18 protein-coding genes are annotated in these 19,339 nt (G+C 72.8%); 7 read left to right on the top strand and 11 right to left on the bottom strand.

Annotation, left to right across the window (positions count from 1 at the left end):
• Positions 1–240 precede the first annotated feature (240 nt).
• Entirely contained in the window at positions 241–858 is a 618-nt protein-coding gene (locus tag BV907_RS03655) for a nuclease PIN (protein ID WP_077488314.1), read from the top strand.
• Positions 859–1,866: an inorganic phosphate transporter gene (locus BV907_RS03650; RefSeq protein ID WP_077488312.1), complete on the top strand. Its 1,008-nt coding sequence runs from the start codon at positions 859–861 to the stop codon at positions 1,864–1,866.
• Positions 1,867–2,057: 191 nt separating this feature from the next.
• On the opposite strand, the gene pstB is transcribed toward BV907_RS03650, so the two are convergent.
• The 4 genes from pstB to pstS form a co-directional block, all read right to left on the bottom strand.
• A complete protein-coding gene (gene pstB / locus BV907_RS03645; protein WP_077488311.1) occupies positions 2,058–2,837 on the bottom strand; it encodes a phosphate ABC transporter ATP-binding protein PstB in 780 nt (259 codons plus the stop codon).
• Positions 2,838–2,880: 43 nt separating this feature from the next.
• Complete coding sequence (gene pstA, locus BV907_RS03640; RefSeq protein WP_077488310.1) at positions 2,881–3,987, bottom strand: phosphate ABC transporter permease PstA; 1,107 nt, start codon at positions 3,985–3,987, stop codon at positions 2,881–2,883.
• Between the two features lies 1 nt (position 3,988).
• Entirely contained in the window at positions 3,989–4,900 is a 912-nt protein-coding gene (gene pstC / locus BV907_RS03635; RefSeq protein WP_077488416.1) for a phosphate ABC transporter permease subunit PstC, read from the bottom strand.
• A gap of 253 nt (positions 4,901–5,153) precedes the next feature.
• Entirely contained in the window at positions 5,154–6,269 is a 1,116-nt protein-coding gene (pstS, locus tag BV907_RS03630) for a phosphate ABC transporter substrate-binding protein PstS (RefSeq protein WP_077488308.1), read from the bottom strand.
• 237 nt (positions 6,270–6,506) lie between these two features.
• Here pstS and BV907_RS03625 point away from each other — a divergent pair, with 237 nt between their 5' ends.
• The 3 genes from BV907_RS03625 to disA all read left to right on the top strand — a co-directional run bounded on the left by BV907_RS03625 (position 6,507) and on the right by disA (position 10,389).
• Entirely contained in the window at positions 6,507–7,649 is a 1,143-nt protein-coding gene (locus tag BV907_RS03625) for an FUSC family protein (RefSeq protein ID WP_425441597.1), read from the top strand.
• Positions 7,650–7,739: 90 nt separating this feature from the next.
• Entirely contained in the window at positions 7,740–9,158 is a 1,419-nt protein-coding gene (gene radA, locus BV907_RS03620; protein WP_077488305.1) for a DNA repair protein RadA, read from the top strand.
• Positions 9,159–9,312: 154 nt separating this feature from the next.
• Entirely contained in the window at positions 9,313–10,389 is a 1,077-nt protein-coding gene (gene disA / locus BV907_RS03615; protein WP_077488303.1) for a DNA integrity scanning diadenylate cyclase DisA, read from the top strand.
• Between the two features lie 49 nt (positions 10,390–10,438).
• Here the strand turns inward: disA and BV907_RS03610 are convergent, their stop codons facing one another.
• The gene (locus BV907_RS03610) at positions 10,439–11,182 is read right to left on the bottom strand and encodes a hypothetical protein (protein WP_077488302.1); all 744 of its coding nucleotides are present in this window, start codon (positions 11,180–11,182) and stop codon (positions 10,439–10,441) included.
• A 200-nt stretch (positions 11,183–11,382) separates the two neighbouring features.
• Between BV907_RS03610 and BV907_RS03605 the strand changes: the two genes are divergently transcribed.
• Together BV907_RS03605 and BV907_RS03600 are read left to right on the top strand one after the other, a co-directional pair.
• Positions 11,383–12,375, top strand: a complete 993-nt coding sequence (locus BV907_RS03605) for an HhH-GPD family protein (RefSeq protein ID WP_245827781.1) — start codon at positions 11,383–11,385, stop codon at positions 12,373–12,375.
• Positions 12,376–12,736: 361 nt separating this feature from the next.
• Positions 12,737–13,207, top strand: a complete 471-nt coding sequence (locus BV907_RS03600; RefSeq protein WP_077488298.1) for a hypothetical protein — start codon at positions 12,737–12,739, stop codon at positions 13,205–13,207.
• Between the two features lie 63 nt (positions 13,208–13,270).
• Here the strand turns inward: BV907_RS03600 and BV907_RS03595 are convergent, their stop codons facing one another.
• The 6 genes from BV907_RS03595 to dhaK form a co-directional block, all read right to left on the bottom strand.
• Positions 13,271–13,846, bottom strand: coding sequence for an amino-acid N-acetyltransferase (locus BV907_RS03595; RefSeq protein ID WP_077488296.1), 576 nt, complete (start codon positions 13,844–13,846; stop codon positions 13,271–13,273).
• Between the two features lie 9 nt (positions 13,847–13,855).
• Positions 13,856–14,443 carry a GNAT family N-acetyltransferase gene (locus tag BV907_RS03590; protein ID WP_077488295.1) on the bottom strand — a complete coding sequence of 196 codons (588 nt, stop codon included), beginning with the start codon at positions 14,441–14,443 and terminating at the stop codon, positions 13,856–13,858.
• A 153-nt stretch (positions 14,444–14,596) separates the two neighbouring features.
• Positions 14,597–16,777: a S9 family peptidase gene (locus tag BV907_RS03585; protein WP_077488294.1), complete on the bottom strand. Its 2,181-nt coding sequence runs from the start codon at positions 16,775–16,777 to the stop codon at positions 14,597–14,599.
• Positions 16,778–16,915: 138 nt separating this feature from the next.
• A complete protein-coding gene (dhaM, locus tag BV907_RS03580) occupies positions 16,916–17,590 on the bottom strand; it encodes a dihydroxyacetone kinase phosphoryl donor subunit DhaM (RefSeq protein WP_245827770.1) in 675 nt (224 codons plus the stop codon).
• Entirely contained in the window at positions 17,587–18,246 is a 660-nt protein-coding gene (dhaL, locus tag BV907_RS03575) for a dihydroxyacetone kinase subunit DhaL (protein WP_077488292.1), read from the bottom strand. Before dhaL ends, dhaM begins: the two co-directional genes overlap by 4 nt.
• On the bottom strand, positions 18,243–19,244 hold the full coding sequence (gene dhaK / locus BV907_RS03570) for a dihydroxyacetone kinase subunit DhaK (protein WP_077488290.1): 1,002 nt from the start codon (positions 19,242–19,244) through the stop codon (positions 18,243–18,245). The genes dhaL and dhaK overlap by 4 nt, the downstream gene beginning before the upstream one ends.
• Between the last annotated feature and the right edge of the window lie 95 nt (positions 19,245–19,339).

Here is a 19,339-nt window from a genome sequence, read left to right as displayed (position 1 = left end):
GCGCTCCCGGTTCGGCGCCTTAGCTTTGCCCTCGGGGGCTCGTGTGCCGGCTGCGCCGTATCGTCCCGGCTCCGCCGTATCGTCCCGGCTCCGCCGTATCGTCCCGGCTCCGCCGGGGTGCATTCATCCTCGTCCCGTAAGATGCACATGCCGGCGGCCCGCCGGACGGGCGGCGTCGCACTTGCCGTCCGCGAGAGAACCGGCCCCCGCGGCCCTGCTGCACGGAGTTCGATAAGTTCCATGAAGTTTCGGCTCTTTCCCCAGGAGACGGCGGGGCTCGAGCTGCTCTCCTCCATGGCGCAGCAGTCCCTCCTGGCGGTCCAGGCGCTCTCCGAGATGTTCGGGGCCCGCCGTTCCGACTACGGGAGCCTCGTCGACGAGCTCACCGCGATCGACACCCGCACTACGGAGCTGGCCCGCTCGCTCCTGACCCAGCTGCGCACGAGCTTCGTCAACCCGCTCCCCCGCGAGGACCTCCTGGTCCTCTCCGAGAACCTTCAGCTCACGGTCGAACGGCTCGGCGGCGTCGGCGAACTCGTCGTCCTGCACGGGCTCGACCGGCTCCCCCGCGAGGCCGCCGACCTGCTCGAGATCGTCACGCGCGAGGCCGAGCTGACCGTCACCGCAATGCACCAGCTCAACAACCTCGAGGACCTCGAGGACTACTGGCTCGACATGACGCGGCTGGCCAAGCGGGCCGAGCACACGCACCGCGTCTGGAGCAGTTCGGCGTTGCGCGAGCTCTCGATCACGTCCTTCGCCCGCACCGTCGAGGTCGGCCGGGAGCTCCTGGCCGCCAGCCGGGCACTGCGTGACGTCGCCACGCACGTGGGCCGGATCATCGTCAGGGAAGCCTGAGTGGGATTCGTGCTCGCGGCAACGGTCGTCGTCTTCACGGCCGCCTTCGGCTTCCTCAACGGCTTCCGCGACGCCTCCGCGGCCATCGGCCTCACGGTCCGCACCCGGGCCCTGGCCCCGAGCATCGCCGCGGCCCTCGCGACGCTCTTCAATGTGGCCGGCGCGGTCACGAGCGCATGGCTCCTGGCCTACTTCGGCGGCTTCTGGCTCACCACGCCCGAGGGCAGCGGGGGGCTCATCATGCTCCTCGCCACGCTCGCGAGCGCGATCCTGTGGAACACCTACGCGTGGTGGCTCGGCTACCCCTCGTCGTCGACGCACGCCCTCGTGGGCGGGCTCGTCGGCTCGTCGGCCGCCGCGGGCCTCGTGGGCCACGAGGGGGTCGCGCAGCTCGACCGGGTGTTCTGGGTCCAGGTCGGCCTGCCGCTCCTCCTGTCGCCCCTGCTCGCGTTCGGGGCGGCGTTCTTCCTGACCGCCGGCGTGACGTGGGCCGTGCGGTACGCCCAGCCGAGCCACGCGCACGCGGGCCTTCGGGCCGCGCAGTCGGTGGGGACGAGCGCCGTCGCCTTCGCGCACGGGCTCCAGGACGGCCAGCGCATCATCGCCGTGCTCATGATCGCGGCCCTCGGCTCGGGCGCCGACTACACCAGCATCCCCGCCTGGACCACGGCCTTCGCGGCCGCCGTCCTCGGCGCCGGAACGCTCGCCGGCGGCTGGAGGATCACGTACACGCTCAGCCACCGGCTCGTGCGCGTGGACCCGCTGCGCGGCTTCGTCTCGCAGCTCGTGACCTCGGGGATGCTGTTCTTCGGCGCGCTCGGGCTGCACTGGCCGCTCTCGACGACGCACACGGTCGTCTCGTCCGTGCTCGGCGCGGGCTCGAACCAGGACTACGCGGCCGTCAACGGCCGCCTCGTGATCCGGCTCGTCCGGTTCTGGCTCGTCACCCCGCTCACGACGGCGGCGCTCGGCGCCATCTTCGCGCTCGCCCTCTCGCCGCTCGGCTGAGCGGCGAGAGGGCCATGGCCCCGGGGCATCAGCGCCTCGGCACACGAGCGCAGCAGCCACACGCCGCAAAGCAAGACGGCGGCTGCCGAGCCCCCAAGGTTCGGCAGCCGCCGTCGTCCCCCCATCCCCGATGCCCGCCCGCCGAGGCGGCACCGAGGAGGCCTATGTGCGCCCTAGGGCGCGCCTCGCGATCACCCGAAGCGGCCCGAGACGTAGTCCTCGGTCGCCTTCTCGCTCGGGTTGTTGAAGATCACCGAGGTGTCCGCGTACTCGATGAGCTTGCCCGGCTTGCCCGTGCCCGCGATGTTGAAGAACGCCGTCTTGTCCGAGACGCGCGCAGCCTGCTGCATGTTGTGCGTCACGATCACGACCGTGTAGTTCTCCTTGAGCTCGTTGATGAGGTCCTCGACGGCGAGGGTGGAGATCGGGTCGAGGGCCGAGCACGGCTCGTCCATGAGGATCACGTCCGGCTTGACCGCGATCGCGCGCGCGATGCACAGGCGCTGCTGCTGGCCGCCCGAGAGGCCCGAGCCGGGCTTGTCGAGGCGGTCCTTGACCTCGTTCCAGAGGTTCGCGCCGCGCAGCGAGGACTCGAGGAGCTCGTCGGCGTCGGACTTCGAGAGGCGCTTGCTGTTGAGCTTCACGCCGGCCAGGACGTTGTCCCGGATGGACATGGTCGGGAACGGGTTGGGGCGCTGGAAGACCATGCCCACGTGGCTGCGGACGGCGACGGGGTCGACGCCGGGGCCGTAGAGGTCGTCCCCGTCGAGGAGCACCTGACCCTCGACGCGGGCGCCCGGGAGCACCTCGTGCATGCGGTTGAGGGTGCGCAGGAAGGTGGACTTGCCGCAGCCCGACGGGCCGATGAAGGCGGTGACGGACCTGGGGGCGACGCTGATGTTGACGCCCTCCACGGCGCGGAAGTCGCCGTAGTAGACGTTCAGGTCCTTGACGTCGATTCGCTTGGACATGGTTCCTCAGTTCGTGAGTTCAGGGGTGGTCTGCTGGGGCCGCTCAGCGGCCGGTCTTCGGCGCGAAGGCCTTGGCCACGATCCGGGCCACGAGGTTCAGCAGCATGACGAGGATGATGAGGACGAGGGCTGCGCCCCACGCGCGCTGGTCCGACGGCGCCGGGTTGGACGGCGAGGTCGGGTTGAGGATCTGCGTGTAGATGAAGGTCGGCAGCGAGGCCATCCAGCCCGCGAAGGGGCTGTTGTTGATGGTCGTCGCGAAGCCCGCGGTCACGAGGATCGGGGCGGTCTCGCCGATCACGCGGGCGATCGCGAGGGTCACGCCCGAGGCGATGCCGGAGATCGCCGTCGGGATGACGACCTTGAGGATCGTGCGCCACTTGCGGACGCCGAGGGCGTAGGAGGCCTCGCGCAGCTCGTTCGGGACGATCTTCAGCATCTCCTCGCTCGAGCGCACGACCACGGGGATCATGAGCACGGACAGCGCGACAGCCGCCACGAAGCCCGTCTTCGTGCCGGGGCCGACGACGAGGAAGAAGAACGCCGCCGCGAAGAGGCCCGCGACGATCGAGGGGATGCCGGTCATGACGTCGACGAAGAACGTGATGGCCCGGGCGAGCGGCTTGTCCTGGCCGTACTCCACGAGGTAGATCGACGTGAGCAGGCCGACGGGGACCGAGATGAGCGTCGCGAGGAGCGTGATCATGAGGGTGCCGAGCAGTGCGTGGTAGATGCCGCCGATCACCGGCCCGCCCTCCTCGACGGCGCGGTTGTCGAACACGCCCGTGACGCCATTCATGGAGGTCGTGAAGAACCCGGGCGTGAGGAGGCCGGGGATGCCGGCCACGAGCACGGTCCAGATCACCGAGACGAGCGGCAGGAGCGCGACGAGGAAGGCGCCGACCACGAGGCACGTGGCGAGCTTGTCGGCCGCCTTGCGGCCGCCCTCGACCGCCCGGCTCCAGGCCACGTACACGATCGCGAAGATGATCGCCGAGGCGATGCCCCACCCGAAGGGGGTGAAGCCCGGGACGGCGACAGCGGCGGCGCCCAGCACGAGGGCGACGGCGAGGGAGACCCAGGGGGCGAAGCCGGGGAGACGGCCGCGGGTCAGCTTGGAACGGCCGGGCGCAACGTCGGTGGTCGTCATGTCAGTTCGCTCCCGAGAATTCCTTGTGGCGGCTGATGATCCAGCGGGCCACCATGTTCACCGCAAGGGTGATGACGAACAGCACGAGGCCCGCCGCGATGAGCGTCGCGACCTTGAGTCCAGACGCCTCGGGGAAGTTGAGCGCGATCTCGGCCGCGATGGTCTGGTTGCCGGACTGGACGAGGCTCACCGTGAGTGCACCGGAGGAGAGCACGAGCGCGACCGCCATGGTCTCGCCGAGCGCTCGGCCGAGGCCGAGCATGATCGCGCTGACGACTCCGGGTCGGGCAAACGGGAACACGGCCATCTTGATCATCTCCCAGCGCGTCGCGCCGAGGGCCAGCGCGGCCTCCTCATGCAGCTTGGGCGTCTGGAGGAAGATCTCGCGCGAGAGCGAGGTGATGATGGGCAGGACCATGACGGAAAGCACGATGCCCGCCGTGAGGATGGTCTTGCCTGTCGCCGAGGCGGGACCCGAGAAGATCGGGATCCAGCCGGCGTTCTCGGCCAGCCACACGTAGGCCGGGGAGATCTCCCTCGCGAGGAAGGACGCGCCCCACGCCCCGTAGATGACCGAGGGGATCGCGGCGAGGAGGTCGATGACGTAGCCGAGGGCCGAGGCGATCCGGCGGGGCGCGAAATGCGTGATGAAGAGGGCGACGCCGATCGAGATCGGCGTGGCAATCACGAGCGCGATGGCCGCGGCGATGACGGTGCCGATGACAATCGGGGCGATGTAGGCGAGGAAGCCCTTCCCGCCTTGGATGTCGGCCGGGTCGGCGGTGAAGGCCGGAATGGCCTGGACGACGAGGAAGACGGCGACGCCGAAGAGGACGGCGAGGATGAGGCAGCCCGCCGTGAGGGCGAGCGTGGAGAACACCTTGTCGCCGCGCGGGCTGTCCTGCGCCGCAATCGCGGCGGGGACGCCGGCCCGTTCGGCCTGGCGTGGTGGCGCTGTGGTCACTGGGGACCCTTCCTTCTGGCTGCAGGCAACGGCGGCGCCTGCATGAGTGGAACGGCTGGCCCGGAACGGCTTGGGGGAACGCTCCGAACATGGGCAGGTTCCCCGCCCCGCCGCGGCTGCTGCGCTGTGCGCGGCAGTGGCGTCCGGGCGGGACGGGGAACCGGAGAATCTCGGTCAGTCAGGCTCTCGGCCTGGACTCAGGCTAGGCCTTGACCTTGATGGCGTCGATGGCCTTCTTGGCCTTCGCGCGCAGGTCGGAGGACAGCGGGGCCGACTTGGCGGCGTCCTGGGCGTCCTTCTGGCCCTTCTCCGAGACGACGTAGCTCTCGAACGCCTTCACGAGGTCCACGGTCTTCTGGTCGGCGTAGGTCGAGCAGACGATGTGGTACGAGACGAGGACGATCGGGTAGACACCCTCGGTCTTGGTGCTGCGGTCGAGCTTGAGCGAGACGTCGCTCGCGTTGCGGCCCGCGACCGGGGTGGAGGCGTCGGCAGCCTTGGCGGCGGCCTCGGCGGAGATGGTCGTGAAGGACTCGCCGACCTTGATCTGGGCCGTGCCGAGCTTGCCGGAGACGGCCGAGTCGTCCGCGTAGGTCACGGCACCCGGGGTGTCGGTGACGACCTTGACGACGCCGGAGGTGCCCTTGGCGTTCTCGCCCTGGAGCGAGGACGGCCACACGCCCGAGGCCTTGTCGGTCCAGACCGACGGAGCGGCGGCGGCGAGGTACTCGGTGAAGTTCGTCGTGGTGCCCGAGTCGTCGGAGCGGTTCACCGGGGTGACCTTGAGGTCCGGCAGCGTCACGCCCGGGTTGAGGGCGGCGATGGCCGGGTCGTTCCACGTGGCGATCTCGCCGCGGAAGATGTTGGCGAGCGTCTCGGCGTCGAGCTTGAGCTCCTTGACCTCCGGGAGGTTGAACGCGACCGCGATCGGGGAGATGTAGACCGGGATGTTGAGGGCTCCGTCGGGGCCGCACTGGGCCTTGGCGCTCTCGTACTCCTCGTCCTTCAGGTAGGCGTCGGAGCCGCCGAACTGGGCCGAGCCGTCGATAAGGGCCTTGCGGCCGGCGCCGGAGCCGTCCGGCGAGTACTGGACCGTGGCGCCGGAGTTGGCGGAGCCGAACGCGGTCTTCCAGGCGTCCATGGCCGCGCCCTGGGCCGAGGAGCCGATGCCCGTGAGCGTGCCGCTGACAGCGGCGCCCGTGGCGCCTGGGGACTGGTTGCTGCCGGTCGGGTTGTCGGTGCCGCATGCCGAGAGAGCAAGCGCGCCGGCGGCGACGACAGCAACGGCCGAGAGGCGGCCGAAACGGATAGCCTTCACGAAAAGAACCCCTTCCAGGGTGGTGTGGGTGCGTACGAGCCGTACTGTTGTCGACGGTAGGCCTGTCAGGTAAAGACTCTCCGCGGCGATAGTGAACGGAAGGTGAACGACACGCGGATTCCTCGTAACGTGGCCGGGGCCTGCTTGCCATCTGCGTCACATCTGAGTAGCGGAACGCGCAGGACGCCGGCAGCGGCGGCGCCGTGGGCATCCTGATCGCTCCCTAGACTTCCCTGTATGGACAAGAAGGCGCAGGCAGACCGAGGTCTCCGCGGCGCCGCGGGCGCCTACATGCGGGACCTCGCGACCACCGGGATGACGCGGGTCCGCCGCTCCATCATCCCCGCAGTCGGAATGACGGTCGGCGCGGTCCTCGCGTACGTGATCGCCGAGCAGGTCCTCGGGCACACAGGCCCCATCTTCGCCGCGACGAGCGCGCTCATAGCCCTCGGCTTCGGCCGGGACCTCGCGGTCAGGAAGGTCCTCGAGGTGGCGCTGGGCTGCACGCTCGGCATCGCCGTGGGCGACCTCCTCATGCACTTCCTCGGCACCGGCCTGTGGCAGGCCGCGGTCATCCTCTTTGTCTCCCTGCTCGTGGCGCGGTTCCTCGACCGAGGCGTCATCTTCGCGACGCAGCTCGGGCTGCAGTCGCTCCTCGTCGTCCTGCTGCCGGCCCCCGCGGGCGGGCCGTTCACGCGCAGCCTCGACGCCGTCGTCGGCGGTGTCATCGCGCTCGTGCTCACGGCCCTGCTCCCCCGCGACCCGCGCGTCGAGCCGCGGCGGGACCTCAGGAAGCTCGTCGGCGCGTTCTCCACCATGCTGCGCGAGTGCGGGGCGGCGCTGGCGGACGCCGATTCGACCCGGGCGTGGCACGCCCTCGTCCGCGGGCGCAGCTCGCAGGCGCTCGTGGACACGATCCGCGCGAGCCTCAAGTCGTCGTCGGAGGTGGCCACCATCGCCCCCGCGTACCGGCGGCACCGGGGCGAGCTCGAGGAGGTCGAGCACGCCGTCGAGTACCTCGACCTCGCGCTGCGGAACGGGCGCGTCGTCGCGCGCCGGCTCACCTCCGTCATCAACAACGCCGCGCTGACGCAGGACGCGGCCGAGAACATCGCGGGGCTGCTCGAGGACACGGCGGACGCGCTCGACGACGTCGGGCTGGGCCTCGTCGCGGAGCGGCGGGAGGAGCGCGAGGCGCAGATGCGCACGGCCCGGCTCGAGCTTGCGGACATCGCCTCCCGCGCGCACCCCCGGCAGCTCGAGGTCGAACGGCTCGAGGGAGAGGCGCTCGTGATCCTCCTGCGGCCCATGCTCGTGGACCTGCTCGAGGCCACGGGCCACGCGCACGACGAGGCCGTGGCGCTCCTGCCGCGGCTCTGAACGCCGGTGCGCTGCGGCCCTGCGCCGCCCCTCACCGCGCCGCGCTGTCCAGCGCGAAGACTGTCGGAGCCCTCCCGTAGCCTTGGGGGCATGGCGACGAAGACCTCCCCCCGCAGCACCTCACGGTCCGGCAAGGCCCCGGGCTACCGCTGCGCCGAGTGCGGCTGGACCACGGCCAAGTGGGTCGGCCGCTGCGGCGAGTGCCAGGCGTGGGGAACGGTCGAGGAGGTCGGCGCCGTCGTCGCGCGCACGACGGCTGCTGCAACAGTCCTCGAGCCGGCCCGCCCGATCGCCGATGTCGACGCGACGGACGCCGCGTTCCTGCCCACGGGGGTCGGCGAGCTCGACCGCGTCCTGGGCGGCGGACTCGTGCCCGGCGCCGTGATCCTGCTCGCCGGGGAGCCCGGCGTCGGCAAGTCGACGCTCCTGCTCGACGTCGCGGCGAAGGTCGGGGCGGGAACAGGGGGCGCCGGGGAGGGCACCGCCGCCCGCGACGTCCTCTACGTCACGGGCGAGGAGTCCGCGGCGCAGGTGAAGCTGCGCGCGGAGCGGATCGGCGCCGTCGCCCCGCGGCTGTTCCTCGCCGCGGAGACGGACCTAGCGCAGGCGCTCGGCCACGTCGAGAAGGTCCAGCCGCAGCTCCTCATCGTGGACTCGGTCCAGACGCTCTCGAGCCCGGAGGTGGACGGGAGCGCGGGCGGGGTCTCGCAGGTGCGCGAGGTCGCGGCCTCGATCATCGCGGCCGCCAAGCGGCGGAACATGACCACGCTGCTCGTCGGGCACGTGACGAAGGACGGCTCGATCGCGGGCCCGCGCCTGCTCGAGCACCTCGTCGACGTCGTGTGCCAGTTCGAGGGCGAGCGGCACTCGCGGCTGAGGCTCCTGCGGGCCGTGAAGAACCGCTACGGCCCCACGGACGAGGTGGGCTGCTTCGACCTCGCCGAGACGGGGATCGTGAGCGTCGCGGACCCGTCCGGGCTGTTCGTCTCGCGCACGCGTGAGCCCGTCTCCGGCACGTGCATCACCGTGACGCTCGAGGGCCGGAGGCCGCTCCTGGCCGAGGTCCAGTCGCTCCTCGCCGAGAGCGCGGCCGGGCAGCCGCGCCGGGCCACGAGCGGGCTCGACTCCTCGCGCGTGGCCATGCTGCTCGCCGTCCTCCAGCAGCGGGCGGGGTGCCTCCTGCACAAGGACGACTCCTACGTCGCGACCGTCGGCGGAGTGAAGCTCAGCGAGCCCGCGACCGACCTCGCCGTGGCCCTCGCGGTCGCGTCGGCGAAGACCCGCACCGCCCTCCCCCAGCGGCTCATCGCGTTCGGCGAGGTGGGCCTCGCGGGCGAGGTGCGGCCGGTGCCGGGCATCAACCGCCGCATCCAGGAGGCCCACAGGCTCGGGTTCACCCACGCCGTCGTGCCCGCGAGCCCTGCCGGGCCCGGCGACGTGCCGGAAGGGTTCAAGGTGCGCGAGGTGGCGCACGTCGCGGAGGCGCTCGAGCTGCTCATCCCCGGCTGAGTCCCGGCCCGCCCTCTGGGAGGGGTGCATTCTTGCCCGAATCGTTGTACTCTTTCGCCCTCCAGAGGCGGAAAACCGCAGGATCCCGGGCCTCGCGCCGCTAGCATGGGGTTCGGTGCCTGCGCAGGCACGCGGCCGCGTGAAGGGACATCGAATGGCTCGGACCCCCGAGGAAGTGCTCAAAGCCACCTTGGCCCGAGTCGCACCCGGAACCGGCCTCCGCGATGGGCTCGAGCGGATCCTCAAGGGCCGCACGGGCGCCCTCATCGTCCTCGGGTTCGACCGCACGGTCGAGTCGCTGTGCTCGGGCGGCTTCGAGATCGGCATCGACTTCTCCCCCACGCGCCTGCGCGAGCTCGCGAAGATGGACGGCGCGATCGTCACGGACCGGGACGCGAGGACGATCGTCCGCGCGGCCGTTCACCTCGTCCCCGACTCGACGATCGAGACCCACGAGTCCGGCACGCGTCACCGCACCGCGGAGCGCGTCGCGATCCAGACGGGGCTGCCGGTCATCTCGGTGAGCCAGTCCATGCAGACCATCGCCCTCTACGTCCAGGGCATCCGGCACGTCATCGAGGGCTCCGAACGGGTCCTGGCCCGAGCGGACCAGGCCCTCGCGACGCTCGAGCGGTACCGCGCGAGGCTGGACCAGGTCACGAACTCGCTCTCGGCCCTCGAGATCGAGGCCATGGTGACCGTGCGGGACGTGGCGCAGACGCTCCAGCGGCAGGAGATGGTGCGCCGCATCTCCGAGGAGATCGCCCAGTACGTCCTCGAGCTCGGCGACGACGGCCGGCTCCTGGCCCTCCAGCTCGAGGAGCTCACCGCGGGCCTCGGCGCGGGCAGCGACGTCGTCCTGCGCGACTACGCCGGCGACGACGCGACGCCCGAGACGATCGAATCCGCACTGCAGGCCCTCATGGACCTCACGAGCGTGGACCTCATCGACCTCAACAGGATCGCCGGGATCCTCGGCTACGCGGGCGGCGCCGAGACGCTCGACGCCGTCGTCCAGCCGCGCGGCTACCGCCTCATCTCGGGGCTCAAGCCCGTCCCGCGGGCCGTCGCCGACCGGCTCGTGGACCACTTCGGCGGCCTGCAGAATCTCATGGCCGCGACGATCGAGGACCTCATGATCGTCGACGGCATCGGCGAGCAGCGCGCAAGGACCGTCCGCGAGGGCCTCTCCCGCATGGCCGAGGCGAGCCTCCTCGACCGCTTCCTCTAGGCCGCAGCCCCCGAGCCGAGGCCGCAGACGCCCCGCGCTGCCACCCGCCTCAGCCGAGCGAGAAGACGGCCTTGCTGCTCGTCGTCGTGCCCAGGGAGGTGGTCAGGACGTAAACGCCCGGGCGGGGCTGCACCGGCACGGCGGTGCAGCCCGCGACGCTGCGCACGCGGGACCAGGGGAAGTTGGCGGTCTCGGAGCCGCCCGCCGGGAGCGTCTTGACGAGGTCCGCGGCCTCCGCCTGGCAGTCCTTCGACGAGAAGATCCGGTCGACGCCGCTGACCACGAGGAATTCCATCTGCGTTGTGCCCACGTTGATGTCGCAGGGGACGGGGTTGCCATTGGTGACCTTGAGGGAGAACACGGGGTTCTCGCCCGCGGCGTAGGCGGGCTTGTCCGTCGCGGCGCTCACCGTGATGAGCTGCCAGTCGCACGCCGGGGGCGCGGGGGCGCTCGGCGAGGCGCTCTGCGAGGCGGCAGCACCGCCCGTGGAGGTCGCGGCTGGACTCGCGGTGGCGGACGACGGCGCACCGGGCGTCGCGGGCACCGCACCGTCGGTGGCACCAGGCTCGGGCGAGGCCGGCGGGCCGGCCGGCGCGGCCTCCGGGCCGACGGCGCGGGCGATCCCCCAGGCACCCAGGCCGATGGCGCCGAGGACGGCCAGGAGCAGGACGAGCACGACGAGCCGGCGACGGCGGTAGACGGCCGGGCTCTGGCGGCGTGTCCCCGGGCGGCCCCCTGTCCCCCGCGCTGCCGTGCCGCGCGCCGCCGTGCCGCCCCTGCCTGTTTTTGACATGCCTGTTGCCCCCCTGCCCTGCCGTGCCATGACTCTAGGCTAGGATTCGCCGCGGCCCGGCCCGGCGCGGCGCGCCGCCGGTACAGTGAACCTGTCCCGCCAGAAAGGCTCCCGTGACCCTCAGCCCCACCGCCCCGGCCTCCCGGGCCGCCGTCGGCAGCGCGACCCCGCCCCCCGTCGACCGCCAACGCCTCGAGCATCTGCACCACACGGTCTCGGGCTGGTTCACCGCGGAGTCCCGCGACCTGCCGTGGCGCGACCCGGACCGGACCCCGTGGGGCGTCCTCGTGAGCGAGGTCATGCTCCAGCAGACGCCCGTCGTGCGCGTGCTGCCCGTGTGGCACGAGTGGATGGAGCGCTGGCCCGAGCCCGCGCTCCTCGCGGCGGAGCCGCCGGGCGAGGCCGTGCGCGCGTGGGGCCGGCTCGGCTACCCCCGCCGGGCCCTGCGCCTGCACGCCGCCGCGACCGTCATCGCCGCCGAGCATGGCGGTCGGGTCCCCGACACGGAGGAGGGCCTGCTCGCGCTCCCCGGCGTCGGCTCCTACACGGCCGCGGCCGTCGCGGCGTTCGCTTTCGGCCGGCGCGCCACGGTCGTGGACACGAACATCCGCCGCGTCCATGCCCGGCTCGTCGGCGGCGAGGCCCTGCCGGCGCCTGCGCTCACGGCCGCCGAACAGCGCCGGGCCGCGGAGCTCCTGCCTGAGGACGCGGCACTCTCCGTTGCCTGGAACGCCTCGACCATGGAGCTTGGTGCACTCGTCTGCACGGCCCGCTCGCCGAGGTGCGCCGAGTGCCCTGTCGCGGCGGACTGCGCCTGGCGCGCCGCCGGCGAGCCCCCGCCGTCGTACACTCCGAAGGGCCAGGCCTGGCATGGCACCGACCGCCAGGTGCGCGGGGCCGTCATGGCCGTCCTGCGCGCGGCCGAGCATCCTGTGGCCTTGGAACTGTTCACGGGGCCCGCCCCAGAGCCCGAGCTCGTGTCCGAAACCGCGCCTGAGCCCGTGCCCGGGCCCGGCGCTGGGCTCGTGTCCGGGCCCGGCGGCGCCGTGAGCCGAGCGCGCTCGCCGCACGCCATGGCCCTCGCGCGTCTGCACGCCCTGCGCACCGGCCCGGAGCAGCTCGAACGGGCCATCGCCGGTCTCGTCGCGGACGGCCTCGCGGTGGACGACGGCGGGCGGCTCGCCCTGCCCTGACCGCTCCCGCTCGGGCGGCGGCCCCGCTAGCCCGGGCACATGCTGTCACGAGACCGGTCCTCCCCCGCGAGACCGGTCCCGCCATCCCCGGTCTCGCAGCGAGCCACCGGTCTCAGCACGAGACCGGCCCTTCCCCGCCAGACCGGTCCCGCCAGACCTGTCCCAACATCCCTGGTCCCGACATCCCCGATCTCGCACCCGTCAGCCGGGCATTCGCCGTCGTCCGCCGGGTGCGAGCCCGCCGCGTTGCCGACCCATGCCCTGACCGTGACCGGGCCGGGCACCGACGAGACCGGACTGTGGCCGGATCGTCGCCGCCGCGGGCCTGTGCCCGGGGGGCGGCCGGGCCTAGCGTGGGGGCATGAGGATCCTCGCGCGCGGGACCGGCGCTCTGGCCGCGGCCGCGGCGGCCGCCATTCTCCTGACCGGCTGCCAGTTCTTCCCCTCCCCGTACCCGCCACCATGCCCGGCAATCGCGGCGGCGCCGTTCGTGAGCATCGAGATCAGCCCGGAGCTCGCGGCCACGATCGCGACTCTCCATGGCCGCGGCTGCCAGGCCGGGTCCTGCCACGAGGCGGACCTCGAGCTCCTCTCGCTCCCGGGCACGCCCGGCCGAACGGCCCAGCTCGACATGGTCGTCCTCACCGAGGACCCGATCGAGCTGACCCTCACCGCCACCGGCCCAGGCCCGGGGCCCACGGGCAGGGTGACCCAGACGACGGCGCAGCTCACCTTCACCCCGATCGCCGAGTACCCCTTCGGGCAGCACTGCGGGAAGTTCGTCCGGGCCGTCGTCGAATGGGACGCGCAGGGGCTGCGGCCGAAGCCGTGAGTCAACCCCGACGCGAGCCCCGAGGAACTGGCCGACAAGGTCCAGCAGGCGCACCGCCTCGCCCTACTCGCGCGCCCGTCCCGCGATCCACTTGATCATGCGCGTGTTCCCGAGCGTGTTCGGCTTGACCCGGGCCAGGTCGAGGAACTCCGCGACGCCCTCGTCGTGCGAGCGCAGGAGCTCGGAGTACACCTCGGGATCGACGCCGGTCTGGTCGGCCATGACCTCGAAGCCGTGCCGCTCGAAGAACCCCACCTCGAAAGTGAGGCAGAAGACCCGCTGCACGCCGACGTCGTCCGCGTCCGCGAGCAGCTGCTCGACGAGCGCGTGCCCGACGCCGCGGCCGCGCCAGGAATCCGCCGCCGCGAGCGTGCGGATCTCGGCGAGGTCCTCCCACATGACGTGCAGGGCGCCGCAGCCGACGAGCTCGCCGTCCGGCGTCTCCGCGACGCGGAACTCCTGGATGGCCTCGTAGTAGGCCACCGACTCCTTGGAGATGAGGATGCGCCGGTCCGCCAGAGGGGCCACGAGGCGCCGGATCCCCGCGACGTCCGAGGTGCGGGCGCGGCGCAGGGTGAACGGCGGCGCGTCGGTCGCTGATGTCGCGGCTTTCTCTGAGGTCGTCTCGGCGGCTGTCATGGGCCAATCCTAGTGGGGGTCGCCCGCCCCTCCCGTGCCCGGACTGGTGGCGTCTGGCCCGCCCAGCCCGCCGAGCTCACGCGAGTAGTAGAGCTGGGGCTCGTCCTGCCCTGGGTTCCCGGTGGCGTAGCCGTGGCGCTCGTAGAAGCGCCGCGCGTCGACGTCCTCGCCGTCGACGGTGATCTCGAGCAGCTCGGCACCCGCGGCGACGCACTGGCGTTCGACGGCGCGCAGCAGCGCAGTGCCGAGCCCGCCGCCGCGCTTCTCGGGCACGACATAGAGCTCATCGAGCAGCGCGACGGGTCCGTCGTACCAGACGTTGGGGCGCAGGGTCACGAGGGCCACCCCCGACGCGGGGTCCCCGATGACGACGGCGAACGTGCTCCCCTCCTCGAGCAGCCCGGCCAGCCGCCGGGCGATCGCCGGCACTCCCGGGGTCGCGTCTCCGAACTCGCGATTGAACGCGTCGAGGAGGCGGGCGACGACGGGCGCCTCGCCGGGCGCGGCGAGGCGGGGCGTCCCGAGGCGGGGCGTTCCGCCGTCGTCCGGCTCGGCGCCTGCAGTGCCCGGCCCCGTACCAGTCCCCGTGCCAGCCATGTGGCCAAGCGTACCGACGAGGGCAGGGAGCGGACAGGGTCGCGGGCGCCGGGCGAGACCGGTGCCAAGCTGCCAGACCGGCGTTGCGCCGACCGGTCTCGCGAGGGGGGACCGGTCTCACGATGAGACCGGTCCTCACCTGCGGCGCCGGCCCTAGAGCCCGAGCTCGGCGGGCAGCCCGCGGCTCTCGCCGAGGACGTGCTCGGCGAGGAACGCCTCCACAACCCCGTACCAGACCTTGGCGTGCTGCGGCTGCAGGATCCAGTGGTTCTCGTCCGGGAAGTAGAGGAAGCGGTGCGGGGTTGAGCCGTCCTCGCCCACGGCGAGCTGCGAGCGCGAGAGGAGCTCGTACCAGAGCCGCAGCCCCTCCCCGATCGGCACGCGGTAGTCCTTGTCGCCGTGGATGACGAGCATCGGAGTGCGGATCCGGTCGACGAACCGGTGCGGCGAGTGCTCGGCCGTCATGGCCTCGTCCATCTCCTTGGCCCAGTACAGGGCCATGTCGGTCGTCGGGCCGAAGCCCTCGAGCGCCCAGAGGCTCGCGTGGGTCACGATCGCCCGGAAGCGGTCCGTGTGCCCCGCGACCCAGTTGGCCATGTACCCGCCGAACGAGCCGCCCATCGCGGCCGTGCGCTCCGGGTCGAGGTCGCCCCGGGCCAGGGCGGCGTCGGTGATCGCCATGAGGTCCGTGAACGGCTCGGCGCCCCAGCGGCCCCAGCCGCGCTGGATGAAGTCCTGCCCGTAGCCGGTCGAGAGGGCTGGATCCGGGAGCAGGACGGCGTAGCCCTGCGCGGCAAGCAGCCACGGGTTCCACCGCCACGTCCACGCGTTCCACGACGCGATCGGGCCGCCGTGGATCCACAGGAGGAGGGGATGCCTGGCGGGCCCGTCGCCCGGGGCCGCGGGCTCCCCCTCCCCGGGCTCCGCCGGCAGCGCCAGCCACGCGCGCAGCGGCGTGCCGTCCTCGGCGGTCGCGGTGACCTCTTCGAGCCGGCCGGGGATCTGCGGCCGCTCGGCCGGGTTGGGCAGGCGCACCGCCTCGCCCGTCGCGAGGTCGATCCGCACCGCCTCGGGCGGGAAAAGGTACGAGCTGCGCAGCGCGTACGCGCTCGCCCCGTCCGGCGCGACGACAACGTCGGTGTACGCGGCGTCGTCGTGCGTCACCCGGGCCACCTCCCCGCTCGCGGCGTCGACGCGGAACACGGGCGAGCGCCCGCCGTCGTCCGCCGTGACGAGCAGCGCCGAGCCGTCGGGGACCCACTCGGCAGGGTGCGGGTGGCGGTCCCACGCCGTGCCCGCGCGGCGCAGCTCCCCGCCGCCGAGGTCGAGGAGGTGCAGCTCCGAGCGGAAGGACTGAGTCGGCGTCGTGTGCGGCTCGACGACGACGGCGAGCGTCCGCCCGTCGGGGCTCACCGGCCCGGGGTGGAAGTCGGTGCGGTCCGCCGAGAGGAGGGTGCGCGTCTCGCCGGTCGCGGCGTCGATCGCGACGAGCTCCGTGCGCAGGTCCGCCTTGGCGAGCGGCTTGGCGACGGAGGCGTAGAGCGTCGCGCCATCGGGACTCGGCGAGACCGCGCCGAAGCGCAGGCCCGCGCCGAGGTGCGGGGCGAGCGGCCGCAGCTCGAGGTCCGGGCCCTCGTCGACCGTGGACGGGCGGCCCGGCTCGGGGGCCGTGCGGGAGCGCTCGACGGCGAACAGGCGCGGCTCCGCGGGGCCGAGGTCCGCGTCCCAGTACCGGACGGGGTAGGCCGAGTGCAGGATCGCGGCGACCTTTCCGTCCTTGCGCGCGGTGCGGCGCGTCTCGTCGTCGGCCTCGTCGGCGCTGCCGGGCAGGACGGGTGCCTGGACGAAGGCGGCGTCCGCCGCGCGGGCCGCGAGGACGCGCTCGACGCCGCCGGCCCGGGAGAGCACGACGCGCGCCTCCCCGCCGGGCCGGGGCAGGAGCCAGAGGGCGTTGACGGGGTCCTCGTCCGGCTTCTCGGGGTCCGGGCGGGCGGAGGTGAAGTAGAGGTCGCCGTTGGCGGCGAACGCGGCGCCGGCCTCGCCCTTCGCGCTGCGCGTGATGCGGCGGGCGGGGCGCTCGCCTGCCGGGTCGATCTCCCACAGGGCCGTGCCGTACTCCGTCCCTTTGCCGTTGAGGGTCGCGACGGTCGTGACGAGCCGCGAGCCGTCCGGGCTCAGGGCCAGGCCCGAGATCCGGGGGATGGCGACGTAGTGGTCGAGGTCGTGGAACGGCGTCTCCGGGCGGGGCTCGGAGGCCGGCGTGGAGTCGGTGCCGGAGGGGGCGGCGCCCGCCTGCCCGCCCGAGGCGCCGAGGGTCTGGGGCTCTGCACTCATGTCCCCGATTCAACCCCCACTCCGACGCCGGGGACAGGGCCGTTCACTGCTGGTGAAACACTCCTTTCACACCTCTCCTCTCAACGCGTGGGATATGACCCCTCAACGCGGGGGACATGACCCCTCAAGGATGGGGGGCTAGATCTCGCCGAAGCCGGTCTCGATCTGGTGGCGGACGAAGGCCACGGCCCTCGCGGCGTCCGGTCCCGAGGCCTCCACGACGAGCTGGGCGCCGTGGCCTGCACCCAGCGCCATGAGCGCCATGACCGACTGGCCGTCGACGCCGTTGACGGTCACCTCGACGTCGAAGGCCGAGAGCCGTCCGGCCAGGACGGCGGCCGGTCGGGCGTGCAGGCCCATGGGGTTCACGAGTGTCAGGGCCGCGGATTCGATGGGCTCCCGGAGCTCGGGCGGCTCCTCCGTGGGGGCTGCGGGCACGGCCTCCTCGGCGGCCCGGACGACCGCCTCCAACCCGGCCCCCGCCTCCGCGGCCACCGCCGCAGCGACGGCGCCCTCGACGAGGGCCGCATCGGCGAGCCGGACCCGGGACCGCTGCGCCTCGTCAAGAAACTCGAGCACCGACTCCGCGGTCATGACGGCGGAGCCGAGGTCGGTCAGGACGACGACACCCTCCCCGGTGTCCACCGCCCCGACACCGTCCATGACCTTCGCGAACGAGGTGCCCACCCCGCCATCGTCCGTGCCGCCCGCTGCCATGAGCGGGACCGAGGCGGCCATCTGCTGCGCGACCTCGACGACGCCCTCCGCGAGCCGCGCGCTGTGCGAGACGATGAGCAGGCCGACCGGGCTCACCGGCCGCCCCCTGCCCCGCCGGCGCCGATCTCGCTCATCGCGGCGGTGACGGCGGCGCGGAGGATGAGCGAGGTCGAGACCGCGCCAGGGTCGAGGTGGCCCGCGCTCCGCTGCCCGAGGTAGCTCGCGCGGCCCTTGCGCGCCACGAGCGGCTTCGTCGCCTCGGCGCCTGCCTCGGCGGCATCGGCGGCCGCACCCAGGGCTGCCTCGCCGTCGCCCGCCCTCCCGGCGGCGTCCACGGCGGGCGACCACGCGTCGACCATCGTCTTGTCTCCCAGCTCGGCCCGCCCGCGCGCGACGATCCCGTCCCGGGCCGCGGCGAGCATCGCGGCGACCTCCGTGCCGTTGAGCGCCTCGGCCTCGCCCACAGAGGTCGCTGCGCGCAGGAAGGCCGTGCCGTAGAGCGGACCGGCAGCCCCGCCGACCTTGCTCATGAGCATCATCGCCGCCATCTTGAGCGCCGCGCCGACGGAGGCTGGCGCCTCCTCGTCGAGCTGGGCGACGATCGCGCCGAAGCCGCGGTCCATGTTCTCGCCGTGGTCGCCGTCGCCGATGGCCCGGTCGAGCTCGATGAGCTCCTCGCGGTGCAGCGCAATCACCCGCGCCGACTCGCGGAGCCACCGCTCGGCCCACGCGGTGTCCAGGTCCGTCATCATGCGCCCCAGCGGAGGGCCGGAGTGTGCACGGGGGCGTCCCAGAGCTCGAGGAGCTCGTCGTCGAGCCGCAGGACGGTCACCGAGCAGCCCTGCATGTCGAGCGAGGTGATGTAGTTCCCCACGAGGCTGCGCCGCACGGCCACGCCGCGCTCGGCGAGCAGCTGCGCGGCGCGGCGGTAGACGATGTACAGCTCGGCCAGGGGCGTGCCGCCCATGCCGTTGACGAAGAGCAGCACCTGCTCGCCCTCCCCGACGCCGAGGTCCTCGGCGATGGGCGAGAGCAGGGCCTCCGTGAGCGCGTCGGCCGGCTCGAGGCCCACGCGCTGCCGGCCGGGCTCGCCGTGGATGCCGATGCCGATCTCGATCTCGTCGCCCGCGAGCTCGAAGCTCGGCCTGCCCGCGTGCGGGACGGTGCAGGGCGCGAGGGCGAGGCCCATCGAGCGGACGTTGGCCGCGACCCGCGTCGCAATGGCCTCGACCGCGTCGATCGAATCGCCGCGCTCGGCGGCCGCCCCGGCGATCTTCTCGACCAGGACCGTTCCGGCGACGCCGCGTCGCCCCGCGGTGTACAGCGAGTCCTCGACCGCGACGTCGTCGTTGACGAGGACCGTGCGCACGTCAATGCCCTCCGCCGCGCACAGCTCGCCGGCGGTCTCGAAGTTCAGGACGTCGCCCGTGTAGTTCTTGACGATGTGGACGACGCCGGCGCCTCCGTCCGCTGCCTGGGTCGCCGGGACGATCGCGTCGGGAGTCGGCGAGGTGAAGACGGCGCCGGGGACGGCGGCGTCGAGCATCCCGAGGCCGACGTAGCCGGCGTGAAGCGGCTCGTGCCCGCTGCCGCCGCCGGAGACGAGGCCGACCTTGCCGGGGACGGCGCCGCCCGCGCGGGCGACGAAGAGCGGATCGGGGTGGACGCTCACGAGGTCCGGATGGGCCATGCCGAAGCCCTCCAGCGATTCGTCCACGACCGCCTTCGGGTCATTGATGAGCTTCTTCACATGGCGCTCCTTCGCACGTACGTCGCACGCATGGCAGTGCTGCTTCGGAGCCTACCGGCCGCGCCGGGGCTTGGACAGGCGGACGCGGCGCCCCG

Source organism: Sinomonas mesophila, assembly GCF_001999765.1.
GTDB lineage: Bacteria > Actinomycetota > Actinomycetes > Actinomycetales > Micrococcaceae > Sinomonas > Sinomonas mesophila.
The sequence above is the reverse complement of the archived record's forward strand: the minus strand, read 5'-3'. Positions and strand labels throughout refer to the sequence as shown.